This window comes from Flindersiella endophytica (assembly GCF_054779015.1).
The window spans coordinates 1153128-1174607 of record NZ_BAAGYY010000009.1; the positions used below are offsets into that span (position 1 = coordinate 1153128).

General features: G+C 71.1%; 20 protein-coding genes. 14 read left to right on the plus strand and 6 right to left on the minus strand.

All coding sequences use genetic code 11. The annotated features are described in order from the left end of the window. The first annotated feature begins 59 nt into the window (after positions 1–59). Positions 60–1202: an alpha/beta hydrolase family protein gene (locus ACYVF6_RS10540; RefSeq protein ID WP_460519310.1), complete on the plus strand. Its 1143-nt coding sequence runs from the start codon at positions 60–62 to the stop codon at positions 1200–1202. Here the strand turns inward: ACYVF6_RS10540 and ACYVF6_RS10545 are convergent. From ACYVF6_RS10545 to ACYVF6_RS10560, 4 genes are all read right to left on the minus strand, one after another. Beyond that, complete coding sequence (locus ACYVF6_RS10545; protein ID WP_460519313.1) at positions 1147–2475, minus strand: MFS transporter; 1329 nt, start codon at positions 2473–2475, stop codon at positions 1147–1149. The two genes, ACYVF6_RS10540 and ACYVF6_RS10545, sit on opposite strands and share 56 nt — an antisense overlap. A gap of 81 nt (positions 2476–2556) precedes the next feature. Next, positions 2557–3783, minus strand: a complete 1227-nt coding sequence (locus ACYVF6_RS10550) for an RNA polymerase sigma factor (RefSeq protein ID WP_460519316.1) — start codon at positions 3781–3783, stop codon at positions 2557–2559. Further along, positions 3780–4115, minus strand: a complete 336-nt coding sequence (locus ACYVF6_RS10555) for a YciI family protein (protein ID WP_460519319.1) — start codon at positions 4113–4115, stop codon at positions 3780–3782. Before ACYVF6_RS10555 ends, ACYVF6_RS10550 begins: the two co-directional genes overlap by 4 nt. A 79-nt stretch (positions 4116–4194) precedes the next feature. Next, positions 4195–5724 (minus strand): hypothetical protein, encoded by a 1530-nt coding sequence (locus ACYVF6_RS10560; protein ID WP_460519322.1) that lies wholly within the window; start codon positions 5722–5724, stop codon positions 4195–4197. 212 nt (positions 5725–5936) lie between these two features. On the opposite strand from ACYVF6_RS10560, the gene ACYVF6_RS10565 reads away from it, so the two are divergent. The 6 genes from ACYVF6_RS10565 to ACYVF6_RS10590 all read left to right on the plus strand — a co-directional run bounded on the left by ACYVF6_RS10565 (position 5937) and on the right by ACYVF6_RS10590 (position 12779). Next, positions 5937–7184, plus strand: coding sequence for a RuBisCO large subunit C-terminal-like domain-containing protein (locus ACYVF6_RS10565; protein WP_460519325.1), 1248 nt, complete (start codon positions 5937–5939; stop codon positions 7182–7184). After that, positions 7184–8305: a four-carbon acid sugar kinase family protein gene (locus ACYVF6_RS10570; protein WP_460519327.1), complete on the plus strand. Its 1122-nt coding sequence runs from the start codon at positions 7184–7186 to the stop codon at positions 8303–8305. Before ACYVF6_RS10565 ends, ACYVF6_RS10570 begins: the two co-directional genes overlap by 1 nt. Then, complete coding sequence (locus ACYVF6_RS10575; RefSeq protein ID WP_460519330.1) at positions 8299–10287, plus strand: glycoside hydrolase family 127 protein; 1989 nt, start codon at positions 8299–8301, stop codon at positions 10285–10287. The genes ACYVF6_RS10570 and ACYVF6_RS10575 overlap by 7 nt, the downstream gene beginning before the upstream one ends. 23 nt (positions 10288–10310) lie before the next feature. Next, positions 10311–10967 carry an aspartate/glutamate racemase family protein gene (locus tag ACYVF6_RS10580; RefSeq protein WP_460519333.1) on the plus strand — a complete coding sequence of 219 codons (657 nt, stop codon included), beginning with the start codon at positions 10311–10313 and terminating at the stop codon, positions 10965–10967. A gap of 30 nt (positions 10968–10997) precedes the next feature. Beyond that, a complete protein-coding gene (locus ACYVF6_RS10585) occupies positions 10998–11957 on the plus strand; it encodes a sugar-binding transcriptional regulator (protein ID WP_460519335.1) in 960 nt (319 codons plus the stop codon). A gap of 96 nt (positions 11958–12053) precedes the next feature. Then, the gene (locus tag ACYVF6_RS10590; RefSeq protein WP_460519338.1) at positions 12054–12779 is read left to right on the plus strand and encodes a thioredoxin domain-containing protein; all 726 of its coding nucleotides are present in this window, start codon (positions 12054–12056) and stop codon (positions 12777–12779) included. Between the two features lie 76 nt (positions 12780–12855). On the opposite strand, the gene ACYVF6_RS10595 is transcribed toward ACYVF6_RS10590, so the two are convergent. After that, positions 12856–13770 (minus strand): alpha/beta fold hydrolase, encoded by a 915-nt coding sequence (locus ACYVF6_RS10595; protein WP_460519341.1) that lies wholly within the window; start codon positions 13768–13770, stop codon positions 12856–12858. Positions 13771–13867: 97 nt separating this feature from the next. Here ACYVF6_RS10595 and ACYVF6_RS10600 point away from each other — a divergent pair, with 97 nt between their 5' ends. From ACYVF6_RS10600 to ACYVF6_RS10620, 5 genes are all read left to right on the plus strand, one after another. Next, positions 13868–14470 (plus strand): TetR/AcrR family transcriptional regulator, encoded by a 603-nt coding sequence (locus tag ACYVF6_RS10600; RefSeq protein WP_460519344.1) that lies wholly within the window; start codon positions 13868–13870, stop codon positions 14468–14470. Then, complete coding sequence (locus ACYVF6_RS10605; protein WP_460519347.1) at positions 14467–15690, plus strand: Rossmann-fold NAD(P)-binding domain-containing protein; 1224 nt, start codon at positions 14467–14469, stop codon at positions 15688–15690. The genes ACYVF6_RS10600 and ACYVF6_RS10605 overlap by 4 nt, the downstream gene beginning before the upstream one ends. Continuing rightward, complete coding sequence (locus tag ACYVF6_RS10610; protein ID WP_460519350.1) at positions 15690–16163, plus strand: PNPOx family protein; 474 nt, start codon at positions 15690–15692, stop codon at positions 16161–16163. Before ACYVF6_RS10605 ends, ACYVF6_RS10610 begins: the two co-directional genes overlap by 1 nt. Before the next feature lie 123 nt (positions 16164–16286). Further along, entirely contained in the window at positions 16287–16922 is a 636-nt protein-coding gene (locus ACYVF6_RS10615) for a hypothetical protein (protein WP_460519353.1), read from the plus strand. Positions 16923–16949: 27 nt separating this feature from the next. Continuing rightward, positions 16950–17276, plus strand: a complete 327-nt coding sequence (locus ACYVF6_RS10620) for an STAS domain-containing protein (RefSeq protein ID WP_460519356.1) — start codon at positions 16950–16952, stop codon at positions 17274–17276. A 32-nt stretch (positions 17277–17308) separates the two neighbouring features. Here the strand turns inward: ACYVF6_RS10620 and ACYVF6_RS10625 are convergent, their stop codons facing one another. Continuing rightward, a complete protein-coding gene (locus ACYVF6_RS10625) occupies positions 17309–18196 on the minus strand; it encodes a nucleotidyltransferase domain-containing protein (protein WP_460519359.1) in 888 nt (295 codons plus the stop codon). A 408-nt stretch (positions 18197–18604) separates the two neighbouring features. On the opposite strand from ACYVF6_RS10625, the gene ACYVF6_RS10630 reads away from it, so the two are divergent. Both ACYVF6_RS10630 and ACYVF6_RS10635 read left to right on the plus strand, forming a co-directional pair. Next, positions 18605–20125 (plus strand): sodium:solute symporter family protein, encoded by a 1521-nt coding sequence (locus tag ACYVF6_RS10630; RefSeq protein WP_460519362.1) that lies wholly within the window; start codon positions 18605–18607, stop codon positions 20123–20125. After that, positions 20118–21368, plus strand: coding sequence for an AGE family epimerase/isomerase (locus ACYVF6_RS10635; protein ID WP_460519365.1), 1251 nt, complete (start codon positions 20118–20120; stop codon positions 21366–21368). The genes ACYVF6_RS10630 and ACYVF6_RS10635 overlap by 8 nt, the downstream gene beginning before the upstream one ends. Positions 21369–21480 lie beyond the last annotated feature (112 nt).

A 21480-nucleotide genomic window follows, 5' to 3' on the forward strand; every position in this document is an offset into this window, starting at 1 on the left:
GACTTTTCGCCTCCGAGCGCTCACCAAGAGGAGGTAGCAGGTCCTCACAGGAGGTTCAGATGAGACAACGCAGTCGATTGCTGTCCTGCTCCACCGTCGTCGCACTCCTGCTGGCGGCCCTGGGAGCGACCTATTTCCTGGCCGGTGCGGGGGCGGCTGCCGCGGCCGCACCCGGTGACATCGTCTCCGCCCGGCAGATCGACGCACCAGGGTTCTTCTACGCCCGGGTCTGGCAGGTGCAGTACCTCTCGACCGACACCAACGGCAACTCCATGACGGTCAGCGGCACCATCATCGTGCCGCGCGCGAGCTACAACGGCCCGCGGCCGATCGTCGGGTACGCCCCCGGCACGCACGGGCTCGGCGACCAGTGCGCGCCGTCGCGCAAGCTCGAGGCCGGCAACGAGACCGAGGGCGCGCTGATCCATCAGTACGCGACGCGCGGTTTCGCGGTCGCGGTGACCGACTACCAAGGGCTCGGGACGCCGGGCGACCACACGTACATGGTGGCTCGCGCGGCCGGCGACGCCCTGCTGGACATCGTGCGGGCCGCCCGGCGACTGCCTGATGGCGGGTTGCCGGCGAACGGGCCGGTCGGGATCGCCGGCTACTCGCAGGGCGGGCACGCGGCGTCGTGGGCCGGGCAGCTCGCGAGCTCGTACGCGCCGGACCTGTCGGTCGACGCCGTGGCCAGCGGCGGTACCCCGGCGAACCTGCGCCAGGTGGCCGCGAACAACGAGGGAACGTCGAACTTCGGGCTGGTGCTGGCTGCCGGCATCGGCATGGACGCGGCGTACCCGGCGCTCGACCTCGAGTCGTACCTCAACGACGCCGGCCGCGCGGGTGTGGACACCTTGCGCAACAGCTGCGACTTCTCGCCGTACGCGGGCAAGCGGCTCAGCGACTACACGACGTCCAACCCGCTGGCCACGCAGCAGTGGCAGACCACACTGGACGCGCAGAACGTCGGCGGCATCCGGCCGAGCGCGCCCGTGCTGCTCTACCACTCCACCAGCGACGAGATCATCCCGTACTCCGGCGCCACGACATTGCGGCGGCAGTGGTGCGGGCAGGGCGCGAACGTGACGTTCCGGACGTACGTGCTGCTCGGGCACGCGGCGACGGCGGCGGTCGCGTCGCCCACGGTCACGTCGTGGATGGCTGACCGGCTGGCTGGGAGATCGACGAGCGGGAACTGCTGATCCCGGCTGTGCTTGCTGGGCCGTCCGGCTCGGCCTTCGCCAGCTTGCCGCTCCGGTGCAGGAGGAGCACGGCGACCGCGGCGGCGGCAGCGGCCAGGCCGAGCCCGGCGGAGCTCAACCAGGGAAGGGAGAACCGGCCACCGAGATCGTCCAGGAATCCCGTGACGGGGTTGCCGAGCGCGGTGGCGATGCCGGACGCCGTCATGGCCAGGCCGAGGTACGTCCCGGTGAGGCCGGGGCGGGCGAAGGTCGTGGCGGCGTCCAGCGCGAACGGCTGCGCCACGTCGAGTCCGACCGTGAGCAGGATGGCGGCGAGGAACACGAGTGCGGCGGCGACCAGTCCGTCGATGAACGACGCGCCTGCCGCCGGTTCGCCGACGAACGTCGCGGACAGGCCGAGCGGCACGAACGCGACCGCGGTGACGACCAGGCCGGCGCAGATCGCGGTGCCGGGCGCCAGGCGCTTGGACAGCCAGCCGACCATCCGTACCTGCGAGGCCAGCGTCACCACCGTCGACACCAGGAACACGCCACCGGTCGCGCCCGTCCAGCCGGTCACGCGGGCGGCTTCGAGCGGAAGCTGCAGGTAGAACTGGTTGTAGAGCAGGAAGCACACCGACGTCACCGCCGCGAACGCCAGGAACGAACGGTGCCCGAGCACCAGACGCAGCGAGGCCAGCGGTCTCGCCGCGGTGGGCTCGGCCTCGCGGGCCGGCAGCACGAACAGCTGCCAGATCGTCAGCCCGGCGAACACCACGGCCGCGACCCCCGCCGTCCAGCGGAAGTCGATCGCGACCAGCACGCTGCCGAGCAACGGGCCGGCGAGCGCGCCGGCGGTGCTGGCGACGTTGGAGAGCGCGAAGGCGTCCAGCTTCCGCTCACCCGACTCGACGGCGATGTAGGCGCGGGCGGCCGGACTGAACAGTGCGCCGGCGACACCCACCAGCATCGACGCCACGACCACGCCGGTCGCGTCGGTGAAGATCGCGAACATGCCGAACGCCACCGCCCGCAACGCACACCCCGCGATGATGATCGGCCGCGGCCCGAGCCGGTCGGCCGCGGTGCCACCGACCAGCGTCAGGCCCTGTTGACACAGCACGCGCAGGCCGAGCACGGCCCCGACGACGGCGGCCGCAAGATGGAGTTGCTGGCTCAGGTACGTTGCCAGGAAGGGGATCAGCAAGTAGAAGCCAAGGGCGATGCCGAACGTGTTGACCAGCAGAAGCTGGACCGACGAGGGCAGCGAGCGGGCCAGACGGAACGTTCTCATCGGCTTCGAGCGTATGCTGAGCTTCCGCTTGTTGCAAACCGTTGTCAATAAGCGGACGCAACGGCGAGTGGCAGGACGTCCCTAGAGCTCGTCGAGGCGGCGGGTGAGGTAGCGGCGTTCGGCTTCGGTGGGGGCGAGTTTCAGGGCTTGCTCGTACGCAGCACGCGCCTCGATCGGCTTGCCGGCCCGGCGCAGCAGGTCCGCGCGGGTGGCGGGCAGGAGGTAGTAGCCGCTCAGCCGGCCGGAGGCCTCGAGCTCGTCCACCAGACGCAGCCCGGCCGGTATGCCGGCCGCCATCGCGACCGCCACTGCCCGGTTGAGGTCGACCACCGGTGACGGCGAGACCTGTGCCAGCGAGCCGTACAGGCTCGCGATCCGCGCCCAGTCGGTGCTCGCCGCGTCCACAGCGGTCGCGTGGCAGGCGGCGATGGCGGCCTGCAGTTGGTACGGCCCCTCCCCTTCCGCGTCCAGCGCCGACTCCAGCACGCCGAGCCCTTCGGCGATCAACGAGCGGTCCCAGCGCGACCGGTCCTGCTGCTCGAGCGTCACCAGCACGCCGTCGTCGGAGGTACGGGTGGAACGCCGGGCCTCGTGCAGCAGCATCAGCGCCAGCAGTCCGCGCGGCTCCGGCTCGTCCGGCAGCAGCCGGATCAGCACTCGGGCCAGCCGGATCGCCTCGGCCGTCAGCGCGCGCCGCGCCCCCTCGCCTTCGTCGGCGTAGCCCTGGTTGAAGATCAGATAGAGCACCGCCAGCACGGCCGACAAACGCTCGGGCAGTAGGGACGCCGGCGGCACGCGGTAGGGGATGCCGGCCTCCTGGATCTTGCGCTTCGCCCGCACCAGCCGTTGCGCCAGCGTCGGCTCGGCGGTCAGCAACGCCCGCGCGATCTCGCCGGTGGACAGGCCGGCGAGTGTGCGCAACGTCAGCGCCACCCGCGCCGGAAACGGCAGTGCTGGGTGGCAGCAGGTGAAGATCAGCCGCAACCGCTCGTCCGGAATCTCCTCCGGCGGCGCCGGCTCCCCGGCACGCTCGGCCAGCACGGCGAGCTGCCGCAGCTTGGCCGCACCCGCCGCGTCACGGCGTACCCGGTCGGTCGCGCGGTTGCGGGCGGTGGTGGTGAGCCACGCACCCGGCCGCCGCGGGATACCGTCGCGCGGCCAGGTCGCCAGGGCAGCCGCGAACGCGTCTTGAGCGCAGTCCTCGGCCAGGTCCCAGTCGCCGGTCAGCCCGATCAGCGTCGCGACGACCTGGCCCCACTCCTCGCGGTAGGCCGCGTCGATCGCGGTCCGAACCTCTTCCTCGCTCATTCCCAGACCGGTCGGATCTCGATGCAGCCGAGCCGGGCGTACGGGTGCCCGGACGCGATCTCGATCGCCTCGTCGAGGTTCGCGCACTCGAGGATCACAACCCCACCCACGAAGTCCTTGGTCTCGGCGAACGGCCCGTCGGAGATCAGCGTCTCGCCCTCGCGCACGCGGACCGTGGTGGCGTCGACGACCGGTCGCAGCCGCGCGCCGGCGATCCTGGCCTGGCGGCGTTCGAGGTCGGCCACCCAGGCCTGGTGCGTCGGATCGGCGTCGAGCTCCTCGTTGCTCGGCGAGGCCGTTTCGTCGTCGCAGATCAACAGCACGTATTTCATGCCGTGGATTCTGCCCGACCCCGCCGACATCGGCACAAGCGCGCCGTTGGCCGAACGCGACCAGCGGCGCGCGCCACCCTCAGGACGGCAGGCCGACCGGCCGGGTGAAGTGCGGGCCGTAGAGCAGGACGTTCTTGCCCACGTCGTTGTCCCGGGTGCAAGGCGTCTCGGGTTCCTTGCAGCCCACGCCGTTCGTACTGAAGACCAGCATCGGGTTGGCCGTCGACGTTCCGGGGATGTCGTCGTGCAGACGGCCGCCGTAGAACATCCGCGACTGCGGGAACGTCACGTCCGGCGGCACGATGTTCACGGGCTTGCCGTCGCCGCCGAGCACCGGCTGCCACGGGCCGCTCGGACTGGTCGCCGTCCAGGCGTAGACCTGGGAGCCGAACACCCACAGGAAACCGGTCTTCGCCGTCGCCACGTAACGCCCACCTCGACGCACCGGCTGCGGCACATTGTCGCCGTCGTACGCCAACGGCCTGGCCAGGTTGACGTCCTGCGACCACGACGACCCGCCGGTCCAGTACTCCCACGGCCCACTGGTCAGCCGGCCCACCGGCACGCGCGCGAGGTGCGTCCCAGCGGCGAACGGCCCGCCCGCGGAGAAGCCGCCGCACTGGAAGCCGCCGCCCTTGCCGTACAGGTAGAGCCAGTCGCCGTCCCGGAACAGGCCGGTGCCGAACGTCGGCATGTTGGCCGCCGTGGGGTTGTACGGCACGGACTGCGAGCCCACCACCCGCAGGTCCGGCAGCGAGAGCGTGTGGATCCGCATGCCGCTGACCCGCCAGCCGAATCCACAGGTGGGCTCGCTGCGTACCGCGCTCGACACCAGCCGGACGACCGCCGGCCGCACGCTGGTGTCGATGTACCCGCCCGACGGCCAGAACCACTCGCCGCCGATCTCCGGCAGGTACGACGTCGCCCGGTCCGGCGTGCCGCCCATCACCGGAGTGAAGCAGGTGCCCGACTGCACGACGACGGTGTTACGCGGCATCCGCCAGCCGGGCAGCAAGGCGTTGTTCGCATCGATCTGGGCCGCGAACGTGTCGCCGAACAGCCACAGCACGCGCCCGTCCGGCAACCGGATCGGGATCGCGCCATCCGCGCCCGCCCAACCGCCGCTGCGATAGTCGAACGCCCGCTGGTAGTCGGCCGGTGTCGACGCCACGTGGCCCCAGCAACGCCCCTTCCACTGCGCGGGTGTGGTGTTGTCGACCGTGAACACCACGGCGGCCGAGGTCGCCGTCGTGCCGTCGACCGCGGTCGCCTTGCAGGTAAGGGAGTAGACGCCATCGGCGGACCGCGTGGAGTCCCAGCCCCAGGTCTGCCCGCCGTCCGGTGAGTAGAGCCAGCCGTACGCCGTCGGGAACGCCTGCCCGAGCGGTGCGCCGTTCAGGTAATAGTCGACCCGCGCCGCATCGGTAGCGGCCGCCGCCAGCGCGACCCGATTGCCGCGTGCCGGCTCCGTGCCCGTCGGCAGCCCGACCCGGCAGGTCGGTGCGGCCGCCTCGGCCCGCATCGCCGTGACCGCGAGACAGCCCGCCGGCAGTCCGGCCACCAGCATCAGACCCAGGATCGAACTCAGCGCTACGCGTCTTCGCCACATGACACCCTCCAGCCCGAAGGACGAGTCGTTTCCCGAACGACGCCAGCGTCGCGGCATCCGGCTTCACGGCGGTATCACGGCCCTCCCTGCCCCCGACCACCACCCCTGTCCTGAACCGGCCCAGCTCAGAGGCTTGCCAACCCACGTCGGCCTGGAGCTAAGGTGCACGTATATGCGTCATCGCATATCTACGCAGTCGGCGAGGAGAGTACGTGTCCGACACTGTGCGCGCGGTCTACGAGATCGAGACCGGCCTGCCCGTGGCGGAAGCCGCCGCGGTGATGGCCGGTGAGCAGTCGTGCGGAACGTTCGTCTCGGTCGCGCGCGAGACCGACGAGCTCAGGGCCAGGCATGCCGCGGTCGTCGCCGCCATCGAGGAGCTGCCGCCGAGCGGCCGCGCCCCACTGCCCGGTGCGGCCGGCGACTGGACAGCACCCCACCGGGCCAGGGTCAGCATCGACTTCCCGCTCCGCAACTTCGGCCCGTCGGTACCCAACCTGCTCGCCGCCGTCGCCGGCAACCTGTTCGAGCTGCGCGAGGTCGGCGCTCTCCGGCTGGTCGATCTCGAGCTGCCGAGGGCCTTCGCCGACGTTTACGCGGGTCCGCAGTTCGGCGTCCGTGGCACCCGGCGGCTGGCCGGCCGTCCGGCGGGCCCGCTGATCGGCACCATCGTCAAGCCCAGCATCGGTCTCTCGGCGGCCGAGCTGGGCGAGCTGGTGACCGAGCTGGCAACGGCCGGCATCGACTTCATCAAGGACGACGAACTGCAGGCCAACCCGCCGGGGCTCCCGCTGGCCGAGCGGGTCCGCACCACGATGGACGTGCTGAAGCGGGTCGCCGACCGCACCGGCCGGATGCCGATGTACGCGTTCAACATCACCGACGACATCTCGCGGCTCGCCCACAACCACGATCTCGTCCTGGCCGCGGGCGGCACGTGCGTCATGGTGTGTGTCAACACTGTCGGCCTGGCCGGAGTCCAGTACCTCCGCGAGCGCTGCCAGCTCCCGATCCACGGGCACCGCGCGATGTTCGGTGCGTACTCGAGGTCGCCACAGCTCGGCATCGAGTTCACCGTGTTCCAGCAGCTCGCCCGCCTGTGCGGTGTCGATCACCTGCACACCAACGGCATCTCGAACAAGTTCTACGAGACCGACGAGCAGGTGCTGGCGTCGATCGCGGCGGTCCGCAAGCCGCTGTTCGGCGGGTACGAGACGCTGCCTGTGCTGTCGTCGGGACAGTCGGCCGGGCTCGCCCACGCGACCTACGCCGCGGTCGGCACACAGGACCTCCTGGTGCTGGCCGGCGGTGGCGTCCACGGCCATCCGGGTGGAGCGGCGGCCGGTGTCCGCGCGATGCGGGAGGCCTGGGACTCCGCACTGGCCGGTGAAGCGCTCGACGACCGCGCGGCCCGCGTACCCGAGCTGGCCGCCGCGCTCGCGACGTTCGGGCGGCGCTGATGGTACGAGCGGCGTTCTACGGTGACGACTTCACCGGATCGGTGGACGCACTGCTGCAGTTCCGCCGCGCCGGGCTGTCGGGTGTCCTGGTCGCCGGCCCGGACCTCGCTGTGCCACCAGGCAGTTACGACGTGATCGGCATCGCGGGAGTCGCCCGATCCCTTCCCACCCAGGCGCTGGCGGACGAGGTGGTCCCGGCGCTCCGGCGGCTTCGCGACCTGCGGCCCGCCGTCGTTCAGTACAAGGTGTGCTCGACGGCCGACTCGTCGCCGGAGATCGGCAGTATCGGACGCGTCCTCGAGCTGGCGCGGGATCTGTTCCCACCCGCGCCGGTGCCGATCGTCTTCGCGCAGCCGGACTTCGGCCGGTACACGTTCTTCGGTCACCACTTCGCCCGCGACGGTGACGCTGTCTACCGGCTGGACCGGCAGCCGACCATGATGAGCCACCCGGTCACACCTGCCGGCGAATCCGACCTGCGGCTGCACGTCGCCCGCCAGACGGCGCTGCGGATCGGCGCGGTGCACTGGCCGCGCCTCGATCTGCTGAACGCAGCCGCGCTGAACGAGGTCGAAGCCGCGGCAGTCGTGTGCGACGCGTTCACCGACGAGCACCTCGACCGCATCGCCGCAGCGGTCCTGGCCGGCGAGCCGCGGCCGCGATTCGTCGTCGGTTCGGGTGGGCTGAGCGGTGCGCTCGGCCGGCTGCTGGATGTCGAGGATCGCGTGCCGCTGCCGGCCAGTGTCGCCGCGGCGGCGGGTCCGACGCTCGTACTCAACGGAAGCCGATCGGCCCTGACCCGCAGGCAGGTCGCGGCCGCCGGCGCGGACGTCGTGGTCCACTCCGACGGCTCGGCGAACCGCCTGGCCGAGCTGGCCGACGCCGGCCTGCGCCAGGATCCGAAGACCCGGCTGATTCTCTGCGGCGGTGACACCTCCGGCGCCGTCCTGCGGCAGCTCGGCGTACGGACGCTCGAAGTCGTCAGCGCGCCCTGGGGGAACGTCGTGCTCTGCCGCGCCTTCGCCGCGGAGCGGGGCGAGTTCGAGGTCGTCGTGAAGGGCGGTCAGATGGGGCATCCGGATCTCTTCGACGATGTGAAGCACGGGAGGCAGCGATGCTGACGGACACCAGTGCCAGCCCCTACGCCCGGATGACCTCGATGGCGCCCGGCTCGTGCCGGCTGTCCGGCGGCAGTCCCCTTGCCCTGCTGCGGAACCGGATGCTCCGGACGACGATCCCGACCATGGGCCAGATCATGTTCGACCCGGCCGTGTCGCACGCGTACGAGAACTTCCTGGTCGCCGCCGGCGACCGGCCGGGCCGGTACGAAGGCCCGCCGTTCATGGACGGCGATCTCTACAAGTGGCTGGAGGCCGCCACCGTCACGGTCGGCGAGACCGGCGATGCCGAGCTGTTCGACTACATCGCCAAGGCCGCCGTCGCGATCGAGCGCGCCCAGCAGCCGGACGGCTACCTCCACACCAAGACGACGATCGCCCAGCACGAGGGCAGGGACGTCCCGCCGCTGGCCGAGCGGATGGACTTCCAGACCTACAACTTCGGCCACCTGATGACGCTGGCCTGCGTTCATCACCGTACGACGGGGGACGACGCCTACCTCCGGGTCGCGACCCGGGTCGCCGACTACCTCATCACCGTCGTCCGCGACCGCCCGGAACGCCTGGCCGACTGCAACATCTGCCCCTCGCACTACATGGGCGTGGTCGAGCTCTACCGGACCACCAAGGAGCCCGCCTACCTCGACCTGGCGTACCGGCTGCTCGAGCTGCATGGCGGCAAGGGCGAGCTCGGCAGCGACGACAACCAAGACGTGCTGCCGGTACGTGAGCAACGGCAGGCGGTCGGGCACTCGGTCCGTGCCAACTATCTCTACGCCGGCATGACCGACTACGTTCTCGAAACCGGCGATCGCGAGCTCCGGAAGGCGATCGAGAGCATCTGGGCGGACCTCGTCGAGAAGAAGCTCTACGTCACAGGTGGTTGCGGCGCGTTGTACGACGGAGCCTCGCCCGACGCCGGACAGAACTACTTCGCCGTGACGCGCGTGCACCAGGCGTACGGCCGGCCGTACCAGCTGCCGAACACCACGGCCTACAACGAGTCCTGCGCGTCACTGGGGCTGGTGATGTGGTCGTGGCGCCTGCTGGCGTTGACCGGCGAGGCGCGCTACGCCGACGAGATCGAGCGTGTGCTCTACAACGCGCTGCCGGCGATGATCGGCGCCGACGGCAGGAGCTACTTCTACACCAACCCGCTGCGCCAGGTCCGCGACCTGCCCTACCCGCTCCGCCGGGCCGGCAACCCGAGAGACTCCGTGCCGCCGCCGTCGCACGAACGCGGCCGGCAGGAGTACATGACCGCCTGCTTCTGCTGCCCGCCGAACATCGCCCGGCACATCGCCGAGCTGCCGTACCTCGCCTACTCCCGCGGCCCGTCGGAGCTCTGGGTGCACCAGTTCGTGGCCGGCCGGACCACGACGGACTTCGATGGAGTCCCGGTCACGCTCGAGCAGGAGACCGCGTTCCCCGCCGACGGCAACGTCCGGATCCGGATGAGTGCCGACGCGCCGGCGCGTGGTGTGCTCCGGATCCGCGTACCCGGCTGGGCCGACCGGGTGACGGTCACCATCGACGGCGAGGTCGCCGACCGGGTGGAGAACGGTTACGTCGTCGTCGACCGGGAGTGGCGGAGCAACCTCGTCGAGGTCGAGATTCCCTTACGCACGAAGCTGATCGCCGCGCACACGTTCCTGGAGGAGGCGACCGGTCAGGTCTGTGTCGTACGCGGGCCGGTCGTCTACTGCGTCGAGAGCGCCGACCTGCCGGACGGCGTGGGCGTCGAGTCGGTCGCCATCCCGCGGGCGATCGAATGGATCGAGGAGCCGAGGAGTGAGATCTTCGCAGGCCACGTCCTGCTCCGTGGAACGGCCGCCCGGCTGCCCGCGCCGACCGAGCCCGGCAAGCTGTACGCCGAACTGAACCAGGCAGAGCCGACGCCACTCGACATCCGCCTCGTGCCGTACGCCTTGTGGGGAAACCGCGGCCACGGCGAGATGTCCGTATGGCTGCAACTGCTGCGCTAGCGCCAGAAGAAGGAGCACCACCAATGACCAGAGTCGCACTCCTGCACACCGCGCCCGTCGTCATCCCGGCGTTCACCGAGCTCGCGGCGATGCACCTGCCGGACGTGGACATCCAGCACCTGCTGGACGACCGGATCATCGCCGATCTGCGGCAGGGCGTGGACCACTCCCAGATCGCCGCCCGGCTCACCGCGCTGGGCCAGGCCGCGAAGGCCGCGGGCGCGTCCGCCGTCGTCTTCACCTGCTCGTCGATCTCGGGGCACGCCGCCGTCCTCGCCGAGCACCTCGACCTCCCGGTCTACCGCATCGACGAGGCGATGGCCGACGAGGCGGTCGGCACCGGCTCGCGGGTCAGCGTGATCGCCACGCTGGAGACGACGCTCGGGCCCACGACCGCCCTGCTGCGTGAACGGGCGGCGCTGCGCGGCACGCCGGTCGAGCTGACCGAGGTTGTGGTCGCCGGCGCGTTCGCCGCGAACGTGGCCGGTGACCGCGACCAGCACGACGCGCTCGTCGCGCAGGCCGTCACCGAACAGGCGGCCACGAGCGATGTCGTCGTACTCGCCCAGGCCTCGATGGCGAGCGCCGCGTCGAAGGTCGACGTCGACGTGCCGGTGCTGTCCAGCCCCGAGCTCGGCATGCGCCGGGTCGCCGCCGCCTTGGGACGGAACGAGACGTAGAGGGGATCCGGTCATGGCCGGTGCTTTCGAGTGAGCTCTTTCCAACCGACGGCTGGGCGGCTGACGCTGCTCGTCAAGGCCGCCCGGATGTACCACGAGGAGGGCATGCTGCAGCCGGAGATCGCCGACCGGCTGAGCATCACGCAGTCCCGGGTCTCGCGCCTGCTCAAGGAGGCGAGCCGGCTCGGCATCGTCCGGACGGTGGTGCTGACGCCGCCGGGGTTCTTCAGCGAGCTGGAGCAGTCGGTGCGCGACACGTTCGGCCTGCGCGACGTGGTGGTGGCCGAGGCCGCCTCCGACGACGACTCCGGCGTGCTGTCGGCGATCGGATCGGCGGCCGCGTCCTATCTCGAGAACACCTTGCAGCCGGGCGAGCGCCTGGGCATCTCCTCACGTTCGGCGTCGCTGCTCGCGATGGTCGAGGCGATGGGACCGATCACGACCGGCAGCGCCGAGTCGGTGGTCCAGACGCTCGGCGCGGTCGGCAACCCCGCGATGCGCGCGCAGGCGACGCGGCTGACCGACCGGCTCGCGCAGCTGACCGGCGGCGAGCCGATCTACCTCACGACGCCGGGCGTGGTCGCCAACCGTGCGGTGCGCGACGGGCTGCTGTCCGACCCGTACATCGCTTCCGCCGCGGCTGCGTGGAGCCGGCTGACCTCGGTCATCACCGGCATCGGCTCGACCCAGCCGTCGGCCGGCCGCTCGTGGGGACGGGCGTTGCCGGCGTCGGACCTGGAGCGGCTGGCGAAGCTCCAGGCGGTCGGCGACGTCTGCCTGAACTTCTTCGACAGCTCCGGCGCCCCGATCGACGGTGAGCTGCGCGACCGCGTGATCGGCATCGGCGTCGACGAGCTGCTCGCCGTCCCGCGCCGGATCGGCGTCGCGGGCGGCCGGCCGAAGGTCGCCGCGATCCGCGCGGCCGCCGCGGGATCGTGGATCAACGTTCTCGTGACCGACCAGTTCACCGCGCGGCGCCTGCTCGACTGATTCGTGGTGCCGCGGGCACCGATGAGTTTTCCCGCCGCCGGTGGTCTGCACCTGCAGCGGCCGGGATCGAGGCCCGCAGACCAGGAGGGTTCACTGATGAACGACAGCGCGTACCCCTTGCCCGAGATCGTCGATCGCGCGAGCTGGCAGGCCGAGCTCGACAAGCTGCTTGTACGTGAGAAGGCGCACACGCGCGAAGGCGACGCGATCGCGGCCGCCCGCCGGCGCCTGCCGATGGTCGAGGTGGACCCGCGGATTCAGCTGGTCGGCGCGAACGGCCCAGTGCCGCTCATCGACGTTTTCGAGGGCCGGCGGCAGCTCATCACCTACTTCCACATGTGGCACGACGGCAAGTCCGCGGCCGACCAGTGCGAGGGCTGCACGTTCTTCACCGCGCACGCGCGCGAGCTCGGCTACCTGCACCAGCGCTCGGTCACGTACGCGACGTTCTGCCAGGGCCCGTACGAGGAGAGCGCCCGCTATCGCGACTTCATGGGCTGGGAGATGCCGTGGTACTCCGCACGTGACAGCCTCGGCGCCCTGCTCGCCGGCCGCGACTTCGGTGGCTACTTCCTCTACCTGCGCGACGGCGACCGCGTCTTCGAGACGTACACGGCGGACAACCGAGGCGTCGAGGCCGGCGCCACGTCCTACCACCTGCTCGACCTCACGGTGTACGGCCGCCAGGAAAACTGGGAGGACTCACCGGAGGGCTGGCCACAGCAGTTCTCCGACCCTGGGCAGCAGTTCCGCCTCGACGGCCGCCCAACGTCGCAGTGGTCTCGCCTCGCCGCCGGCCGCTCCGACGACTTGTCGAGCTAGCACGAGGGCGGCTCGCCGGCCGGAGTGTGTGGCTTCGCCAACCTGTCTGCGCGGAGTCACACACCACCGTCTTCGGTCAGGGTGCCAGGAACTCCCGGAGGGCCTCGTCGGCTGTGTGGCCGTCGACGGAGAGTGGGAGCAGGTGCCAGCCTTCGTTCACGATCAGCAGCCGCGCGCCCGGGATGCTGTCGGCGGCGTGGCGGGCGTGCGCCGGGTCGGCGTCGGCGTCGTGGGAGCCGTGCAGGACGAGGGTCGGGCAGGTGACACCGGACGTCAGCGAGTCGTCGAGCAGGGCCCACTGCCTGAGGTCGTTCTCCAGGCCTGCCGCGCGATCCTCGTACGGCGTGAGCCCGGCCAGGATCGTCCGGACCAACCGGATCCGTTCGCCGTCGGCCAGGATCCAGTCGACGGCGGAGCGCCGAGCGAGGCTGGACAGGCTCGACTCCTCGCGTACGAAGTCCGCCACGACGGCCCGCGGCCACCGCGCGGCCAGCGTCGTGATCAGCCAGGTGCCGTACGGGTTGAGGTAGAGCCGCCTGGCCAGCGGTGAGATCGCCGGCGCGTAGTGCCCGCTGATCGCCGACTCGAGCACCAGCGCTTCCGTACGCGAAGGATGCCGGCGGGCGAACTCGATCGCCGCCGGTCCGCCGCCGCTGATGGCGTACGCGACCACGGTCCGCGAGCCCAGCTCGTCGAGCAGGGCGGCCGCGGCGTCGGCCTGCCCGGCGATCGTCCGGCCCACGTCGAGCGGCGTACGCAGATATCCCGGCCGCGACCAGCCCAGGACCCGAAAGCCCTGCCCGGCCAGGCGATCCAGTACGTGGACCTGGTCGTGCCCGCCGGGTGAGCCGTGGAAGTACAGCACCGTCCGGCCGGCGGCCGGCCCGATGACGGCGTACTCCACAGGCCCGGCGCTCGTCTCCGCCAGCGAGCTGCCGGCTCGCAGCTCGGCACGCCGGCGCTCGGCGAACCGCTGGTATCCGAAGGCCATCACCGCATCCCTCCCATCAAAAAACCGATCGGTGTTATCCTAGGGCAATCGCCCTGGACGATCGACCAGGACGACTGTACGAGAGGCGAGCCACAACATGGTGACGAACGCCGAACGCGGGCGTGAGGTCCGGCAGCGGCTGATGGCCGCGGCGATGGAGCTGGTCGCGGAACGCGGCTGGTCCGCGGTCAGCACCCGCGCGCTGGCCGAACGGGCCGGCGTCGTTCCGGGCGTGGTGCACTACCACTTCCCGTCGGTGCAGGCGTTGCTCCGCGAGGCCACGGTGGCCGCGATGCACGGGCTCATCCAGGAGTTCGGCGGCGCGCTCGACCATGCCGCCGACGCCGAGGGCGTCCTCGACCTGATCCTCCAGGGCCTGGAGCGCTACACCGGCACGGACCCGATGTCGTTGCTGTTCGTCGAGACCTACCTCGCCGCGACGCGCGACCAGGCTCTGCACGACGCCGTTCGAGGCGTACTCGACGCGTTCCGGAACGAGCTCGCGCGCACGCTCGCCGAGCGCGGCGTGGCCGCGCCCGAGGCGACCGCCGCCGTACTCGCCGCCGCCATCGACGGCGTCATGCTGCACCGCGCGCTCGACCCTGGCCTCGACGCGCAGGCCGTCGCCCCGGTGCTGCGCCGGACTCTCGTACCGACTGAGGCTCCGCCGCGGGCGAAGCGAAAGGGGAGACAGCCATGAAGGTCGTGATCTGCGGTGCGGGAATCGCCGGGCTGGCGCTGGCCGTACGACTGGACGCGCTCGGCGCCGAAGTCGTCGTGCTGGAGAAGGCGGCCGGGCCACGGACGCAGGGTTACATGATGGACTTCTTCGGTCCCGGCTACGACGCCGCCGAGGCGATCGGCATCCTGCCGAGGTTGCGGGAGGTCGCGTACGACATCGAGGAGGCGACGTACGTCGACGAGCGCGGCCGGAGGCGGGCCGCGGTCGACTACACCTCGTTCGCGAAGGCCGTGCAGGGCCGGCTGCTCAGCATCATGCGGCCCGATCTCGAGCGCGTGCTGCGGGAGCAGCTGTCCGGCCGGGTGGAGCTGCGCTTCGGCGCCCACCTGCTGAGCATCGGCAACGAGCCCGGCGGGGTACGGCTCGGCCTGGCCGACGGCACCACGCTGACCGCGGACCTCCTGGTGGGGGCCGACGGCATCCACTCGACGGTCCGGCGGCTGACGTTCGGCGGCGAGGAGCAGTTCGTCCGTCAGCTCGGCATGCACACGGCCGCGTACCTCTTCGACGATCCGGCCCTGCACGCCGAGATGGACGGCAGGTTCTGCCTGACCGACACGGTTGGCCAGCAGTTCGGCCTCTACGGTCTGCGCGACGGGCAGGTCGCGGTGTTCGCCGTCCACCGCACGGCCGATCGCGCGCTGCCCGCCGACCCGGCGGCCGCTGTGCGCCGCGAGTACGCCTCGATGGGCTGGCTCGTGCCGCGGGCGCTGGACCAGGCACCGGCGGGCGCCGAGATCTACTACGACGTGGTGGCGCAGGTCGAGCTGCCGCGCTGGAGCTCCGGCCGGGTCACGCTGGCCGGCGATGCCTGCCAGGCGTTGTCGCTGCTGGCCGGGCAGGGGGCGTCGGTGGGGCTCGCCGGCGCGTTCCTGCTGGCGGAGTACCTCGCCGGCGGCGACTCGATCGAGTCCGCGCTCGAACGCTACGAACGGGACTGGCGGCCGTTCGTCGCGGGCAAGCAGAAGACGGCCCGGAGCGGCGCCCGCTGGTTCCTGCCCGAGTCGCGCCGCCAGTTGCTCGTCCGCCGGGCAGCGTTGAGGGTGGCGGGGCTGCCCGGGCTCAACCGCTACGTCACCGGCGCGGTCCTCGGCAAGTCCACCGCGCTGATCGACGAGCTGGCAGCGGCCGCGCGGCAACGTGCCCGGAACACCGCCCCGGCTGGAGGGCCGCACTGATGGCCAGGCTGAATCCGTTCCTGCGCTGGGCGTTTCGGCTGCCGAACGTGCTGTACGACCACCACCTCGGATGGCTGCTGGGCCGGCGGCTGCTGCGGCTCACCCACGTGGGCAGGCGTTCGGGCCGCGAGTACCACACAGTGCTCGAGGTCGTCCGCGCCGACGAGCAGACCGGCGAGGTCAGCGTCGTGGCCGGCTTCGGCCCGGCCACCGACTGGTACCGCAACCTACGGGCCCATCCTGCCGTCCGCGTCGAGACCGGGCGGCGCGGCTTCCGGCCGGCCCACCGCGAGCTCGGTGAGGACGAGGCGTTCGCCGTCATCGCGGAGTACGAACACCGAAACCGTGCGATCCGGCCGGTCGTGAACAAGGGCCTCAGCTGGCTGGCCGGCTGGCCCTATGACGGCACCGACCAGGCCCGGCGCAAGCTGGTCGCGCAACTGCCGGTCGTCACGTTTCGGCCATCGTCATGAGATCGCAAAGCAATGGCACCGGCAGCCGCAACACGTGGTCGAAAGCATCGTGGCGGAGGAGCAGGAAGGAAGTGTTGTGGCCGCCACACCACACTCGCCGCCGGCTTGGCGAGCCGGCGTTCGATGAGCGCCGCGGCGAACCCTCGAACGCAGGTGCCGCGGCAGCACGGCGACTGCCTCCGGGACGCTGTTGGGGGCTGGCGGGTCTGCCTGACCTCGGGGCGAACCGGGATCACGGTGGCGGCCGCCGCGGCCGACCGGATCAGGGTGGTGCTGTGTCGGCCGGCGTCCGGCGGTAACCGGCCGAGCGTCGCCAGGCACGTACGGCTGGCCGCCGCGCGGCTGCTGTGGGCGGGCCTCAGCGTCTCCGACTCGCTCGACTCGCTGCGGGTCCTGCTCTCCAGGCGCGGCCAGCCGGACGGAGCCGTGCTCGTCGCCGTCGACCTGTTCGTCACCGGTCAGGTCGAGCTGGCCCGGTGGGGTTCCGCCGTCGTCCGCCAGGTCACCACCGAAGGCGAGGACAACGTGGTGGCCGGCCCGCTGAACGTCCTCGGCAAAGTAGCCGACCGCGACTGGCTCGCGGCCACGCCCGAGCCCGGCGAGCTCACCGGCGGCCTGCCGCGCGCCCTCGTCCAGGCGACCCATCCGTGCGAGGTACGCGACCGGCTCGTCCTGGCCGGCCTCGCCGGAACGAGCCACGACCACGCGCCGCCGCTCGTACTCGCCAACCGCGTCGCGAGAGCCGCGACACCAGCATGATCAGCCCGATTGGTCGCAGGAGGCGCCATGAGCGCTGAGGACTCGCAGGCCCACGACGCCCCGATCGTCCGCATCGGCGACGAGACCGTGATCGAGGGCCGGAACGGCCTGGACCGGCAGCTACGCACGCACCTCGCGACCGGTGCCCGTTTCGTCGTCGCCGACGTCAGCGCCGTCCGCCGGCTGTCGTCGACGGCCGTGGCCGCACTCCTCGGTGCACACCGCGTCTGCCGGGCCCGCGGCGGTTCGGTCGTGGTACGCAACGCCAACCGCCGGACCCGCGACGTCCTCAGCCGTTCCGGTCTGGCCGAGGTGTTCCGGATCGAAGTCCCGCCGGACCACCCAGCCCGATAACCACACCGGCCGTGCCAACCGTGCCGACCGCGTCAACCGCGCCTGGCGTGCTCCGCGTTCCAGTCGTCCATGTTCCAGGCTCGTCCCGGCTCGTCATGGATCCGGATGAACGCCTCGTCGACCGGCTCGCCACTCCCGTAGACCCCGTCGTCGACGAGCCGCCCGATCAGCCGCTCGGACAGCTCTCTGAGCACGCCGGCCCGCTCGAGGTACGCGGCAAGGTCGTGCCCGCCGGCCACCGCCGCCCCCAGGATCCGCTGCTCGAAACCCTCCGGCAGCCACGGCAGCCGCAGCACCGCCGACATCTCCCGGTTGCGCCATCCCCGCCACCGCCGGTTGTAGGCGAACAGTGCCTTCACGACGTACTCGTAGACCGCCTGCAGCCGGTCACCGGCCACCACCGGGCCCAGCGACTCCCAGGTCCGCATCAGGGTGTCCTCGACCAGGTGATCGGAGATCAACGGAATCGCGTCGTCGAGGATCCGCAGCCGCAGGTCGTCTGGATACGCCGTCCGCAAGGCGATCAGCCGCGCCACCTCACCGTCACGGTCGTACGCGAGCCACCCGCCGGCCAGCTCCGCCCGCGACGGCTCCGGCCACTCGAAACCGGGCGAGCTCCATTCCTCGAAGTCGACCCGGTGCAGGTCGAGCTGGATGCCTTCCTCGTCGAGCGTCGGGTCGTCGGAGAAGATCGTGTGGAACGTGTCGTCGCGCGGCCGCCAGACCGACTCAGCGGGTACGAGATAGGGGTCGAACGGCGACAGGAACACATACGCATCGATGTCGGATCCCGGTCGCGAGGTGCCCGTCGCGAGGCTGCCGATGGCGACCACGCCGCGGACGGCGGCGTGCGGCGCCAGCTTGCGTTCGACGAATCCCAACAGCTGCCGGCGTTTCAGCTCAGTCGCGGGCGTGTCCATGGCGTGCGCTCCTGCCCGGTGCCGCGATCGTCTGCCGCCGCACCAACGTCGTCTCGATGACCTGCCGCGCGTCGCCCGGCCGGCCTTGCCACCTGGAGCGGACACCGTGGAGCGATCCCCCGGGCGGCGAGCCCGGCGAGAATACCCTGCGCCAGCAGGTCGTCGAAAGCGATTACCGCGCGGTCGCACCCGACTCGAGGATCGCCTCCGCCCGGCTGCGTCCCGGCCTCGTAGGTCGCCCGGACAAGTCGACCTCCACACCCGGTGATGCCGTGACGTGGTTGATCGTCGGGCGCGCGCTCGCACCGGCCTTGACGTGCGACCTGTTGCACGGCACCGTAGCCCAAGAAACATCGAAACAGAAACATCGTGGACCGAAAGTCCGACGCCAACCGGAGGGAGACGTTCATGGGAGTACTCGACTGGTTGGTGGTCGGCGGCTACTTCGTCGTGATGGTCGTCATCGGCCTGTGGGCGAAGGCGCGCATCCACGACGCGAAGGACTTCTTCGCCGCGGGCGGCAAGATGCCGTGGTGGCTGTCGGGCATCTCGCACCACATGTCGGGCTACAGCTCGGCGGTGTTCGTCGGCTACGCCGCGATCGCGTACACCGAAGGCTTCGTCCTGTACGTCTGGTGGGCGATCGGCATCACGTTCGCGATGGTCGTGGGCGCCTTCGTCTTCGTGCCGAGATGGCCGCGCCTCCGCCGGCGGCTGAACGTGATCTCGCCGCTGGAATACCTCCGGATCCGCTACAACCTCCCGACGCAACAGCTGCTTGCCTGGAGCGGCACGGCCCTGAAGGTCTTCGACGTCGGCGCCAAGTGGACGGCGACCGCCCTGCTGCTGAACGTGTTCGCGGGCGTGCCGCTCATCTGGGGCATCCTGCTGACCGGCGGCGTCACGTTGGTCTACTCCACAATCGGTGGCCTGTGGGCCGACGCGCTCACCGACCTGGGCCAGTTCGTCATCCAGCTGATCGCGGGCTGCGTGCTGTTCGTGGCCGTGCTCGCCAAGCTGGGTGGCGTTTCGGCGATCTGGACGATGTGGGGCGACCTGCCCGAGGGCAACGCCGAGCCGTTCAGCGGGCAGTACACACCACTCTTCGTCCTCGTCTACCTGCTGATCAACACGCTGTCGTACAACGGCGGCACCTGGAACCTCGCGCAACGCTTCATCGCGTCGCCGACCGGCAGCACGGCCAGGCGGGCCGCGCTGTTCTCCGCCGGGCTCTACCTCGTCTGGCCGCTGGTGATGTTCTTCCCGATGTGGGCGGCTCCGCTGCTGCTGCCAGGCCTGAAGGAGCCGGACCAGTCGTACGCGCTGCTCACCCAGGAGCTGCTGCCGACCGGCCTGGTCGGGCTCGTCCTCGCCGGCTTGTTCTCGCACACGATGGCAATGACCGGATCGGACGCCAACGCCATCTCGGCTGTCGTCACGCGTGACATCCTGCCGGCGACCTGGAAGCGGGTGCGCGGCGTCACCGGCCGGCTGGAGCTGCGGATCGGGCGGATCAGCGTGTTCCTGTTCATCGCGCTCAGCATGGTCATCGCGCTCACCGCGGACAGCTTCGGCGGCGTGCTCGGGCTGATCATCTTGTGGTTCGGCGGTCTGGTCGGTCCGATCGCGATCCCGATGCTGCTCGGCCTGCTGCCCGCGTTCCGGCGGTGCGGTCCGGGCGCCGCGATCTCGTCGTGGGCGGCGGGCCTGCTGGTGTTCGTGATCACGCGGTACGTCGTCGACGGTCAGGTCGCCGCACTCGCGCCCGATCTGGTGACCGCCGTCCAGGTCGGCGGGCCGGTGGTGGTCTCGCTTCTGGTGTACGTCGTCGTCGGGCTGGTGCGGCCGTGGCGTAACGGTCGGTCGGACGAGCTGGTCGACGCGTTGAGCACCGACACCGACGAAGAGCTGGAGGTCTCCCGTGCCTGATCCTCGGCCGGACACCACCTGGGCACGCCGGCACCTGATCGACGACGTGCTCGGCTGGTGGCTTCGGCATGGGCCGGACGAGGAGCACGGCGGCGTCTTCACCTGTTGGAACAACGCCGGCACCGAGCGGGTGTCGACCGACAAGTACACCTGGTCGCAGGGCCGCTGGATCTGGCTGATGACGCAGGTCGCCTCGGCCGCCAACGGGGGGATCCTCGACGTCGACCCCGAGCCTTACCTCGCGCACGCGCAGCGGACCGCGGAGTTCGTCCGTCTGAACGCACTGCGTGGGGACGGAACGACCGTCTACGTGACCGACCGCGCCGGCCGGCCCACCGGAGACGAGGGGATGGCCAGCGTGTTCGCCGACCTGTTCGTCGCGCTCGGGTACGCCGGCATGGGCCGGATCTGGCCCGAGTCGGCGTGGGGCGAGCTGGCGGTGTGGATCCTGGTGCGCTCGGCAGAGCGGATCGAGGCGGGAACGTTCCAGTCCGAGCCCTACCCCGTGCCGGCCGGGCACGCCTCGTTCGCGCTGCCGATGATCCTGACCGGCGTCGGCGAGCAGGTCTACCGCGCGATCGGCGACGACCGGGCGCTGGCCGTCGTACGCGACGCCGTGGCGCGGATCTCGGCGCTGCATGTGTCCGGCGCGGACGTCGCGGAGATGCCGCCGCTGGTGGCCGCCCGTGACGACACCCTGCTGGCACGGCACCGGGCGCCTGGCCACGTACTCGAGGCGCTGTGGTTCCTGCGGCACGCCGCCGACCTGGCGCCGGGAACGCTCGCCGACCGTGCCGACGACCTGTGCGACATCGCGGTCCACGCGCTCGAGCTCGACTGGGACTCCGAATTCGGCGGCCTGCTGCGCTTCGTCGACCGCGACGGCGGCGAGCCGCGCGGCCGGCGTACCGACGACGGCTACGAGGCGCTCGTCGTCGGCACCTGGGACACCAAGCTGTGGTGGCCGCACGCCGAGGCGCTCTACACGACGGCGTTGCTGAGCGCGCAGACCGGCCGCGCCGACGTCGCCGAGTGGTACGAACGGCTGCGCACGTACACGCTGGCGACGTTCCCGAACGGCCCCGGCGAGGAGTGGACCCAGATCCGGCAACGAGACGGCAGCCCGCTGGAGGCCACCGTCGCCCTGCCCGTCAAGGATCCGTTTCACATCGCACGATCGCTGCTGTTGCTGGCCGAGCTGGACGAGCTGGACGAGCCGGCTGCTACTCCGGATCGGCCGTGATGCACGGGCACGAGCCGTCGAGGTGCTTCTGGTCGTAGTAGCGAGGGTGCCCGCAGTAACAGACACTGCGATCCAGGTTCGCGGGATCCGTACTCTGTGCGGCATCGGCGCC

Excerpts from the sequence above, each read along its gene's own strand:
- ACYVF6_RS10540 (WP_460519310.1), top strand. The coding sequence starts at position 60 with ATGAGACAACGCAGTCGATTGCTGTCCTGCTCCACCGTCGTCGCACTC.
- ACYVF6_RS10615 (WP_460519353.1), top strand. The coding sequence starts at position 16,287 with ATGAGCGCCGCGGCGAACCCTCGAACGCAGGTGCCGCGGCAGCACGGC.
- ACYVF6_RS10620 (WP_460519356.1), top strand. The coding sequence starts at position 16,950 with ATGAGCGCTGAGGACTCGCAGGCCCACGACGCCCCGATCGTCCGCATC.
- ACYVF6_RS10625 (WP_460519359.1), bottom strand. The coding sequence starts at position 18,196 with ATGGACACGCCCGCGACTGAGCTGAAACGCCGGCAGCTGTTGGGATTC.
- ACYVF6_RS10600 (WP_460519344.1), top strand. The coding sequence starts at position 13,868 with ATGGTGACGAACGCCGAACGCGGGCGTGAGGTCCGGCAGCGGCTGATG.
- ACYVF6_RS10595 (WP_460519341.1), bottom strand. The coding sequence starts at position 13,770 with ATGGCCTTCGGATACCAGCGGTTCGCCGAGCGCCGGCGTGCCGAGCTG.
- ACYVF6_RS10575 (WP_460519330.1), top strand. The coding sequence starts at position 8,299 with ATGCTGACGGACACCAGTGCCAGCCCCTACGCCCGGATGACCTCGATG.
- ACYVF6_RS10555 (WP_460519319.1), bottom strand. The coding sequence starts at position 4,115 with ATGAAATACGTGCTGTTGATCTGCGACGACGAAACGGCCTCGCCGAGC.
- ACYVF6_RS10580 (WP_460519333.1), top strand. The coding sequence starts at position 10,311 with ATGACCAGAGTCGCACTCCTGCACACCGCGCCCGTCGTCATCCCGGCG.
- ACYVF6_RS10545 (WP_460519313.1), bottom strand. The coding sequence starts at position 2,475 with ATGAGAACGTTCCGTCTGGCCCGCTCGCTGCCCTCGTCGGTCCAGCTT.
- ACYVF6_RS10550 (WP_460519316.1), bottom strand. The coding sequence starts at position 3,783 with ATGAGCGAGGAAGAGGTTCGGACCGCGATCGACGCGGCCTACCGCGAG.
- ACYVF6_RS10570 (WP_460519327.1), top strand. The coding sequence starts at position 7,184 with ATGGTACGAGCGGCGTTCTACGGTGACGACTTCACCGGATCGGTGGAC.
- ACYVF6_RS10630 (WP_460519362.1), top strand. The coding sequence starts at position 18,605 with ATGGGAGTACTCGACTGGTTGGTGGTCGGCGGCTACTTCGTCGTGATG.
- ACYVF6_RS10605 (WP_460519347.1), top strand. The coding sequence starts at position 14,467 with ATGAAGGTCGTGATCTGCGGTGCGGGAATCGCCGGGCTGGCGCTGGCC.
- ACYVF6_RS10610 (WP_460519350.1), top strand. The coding sequence starts at position 15,690 with ATGGCCAGGCTGAATCCGTTCCTGCGCTGGGCGTTTCGGCTGCCGAAC.
- ACYVF6_RS10590 (WP_460519338.1), top strand. The coding sequence starts at position 12,054 with ATGAACGACAGCGCGTACCCCTTGCCCGAGATCGTCGATCGCGCGAGC.
- ACYVF6_RS10560 (WP_460519322.1), bottom strand. The coding sequence starts at position 5,724 with ATGTGGCGAAGACGCGTAGCGCTGAGTTCGATCCTGGGTCTGATGCTG.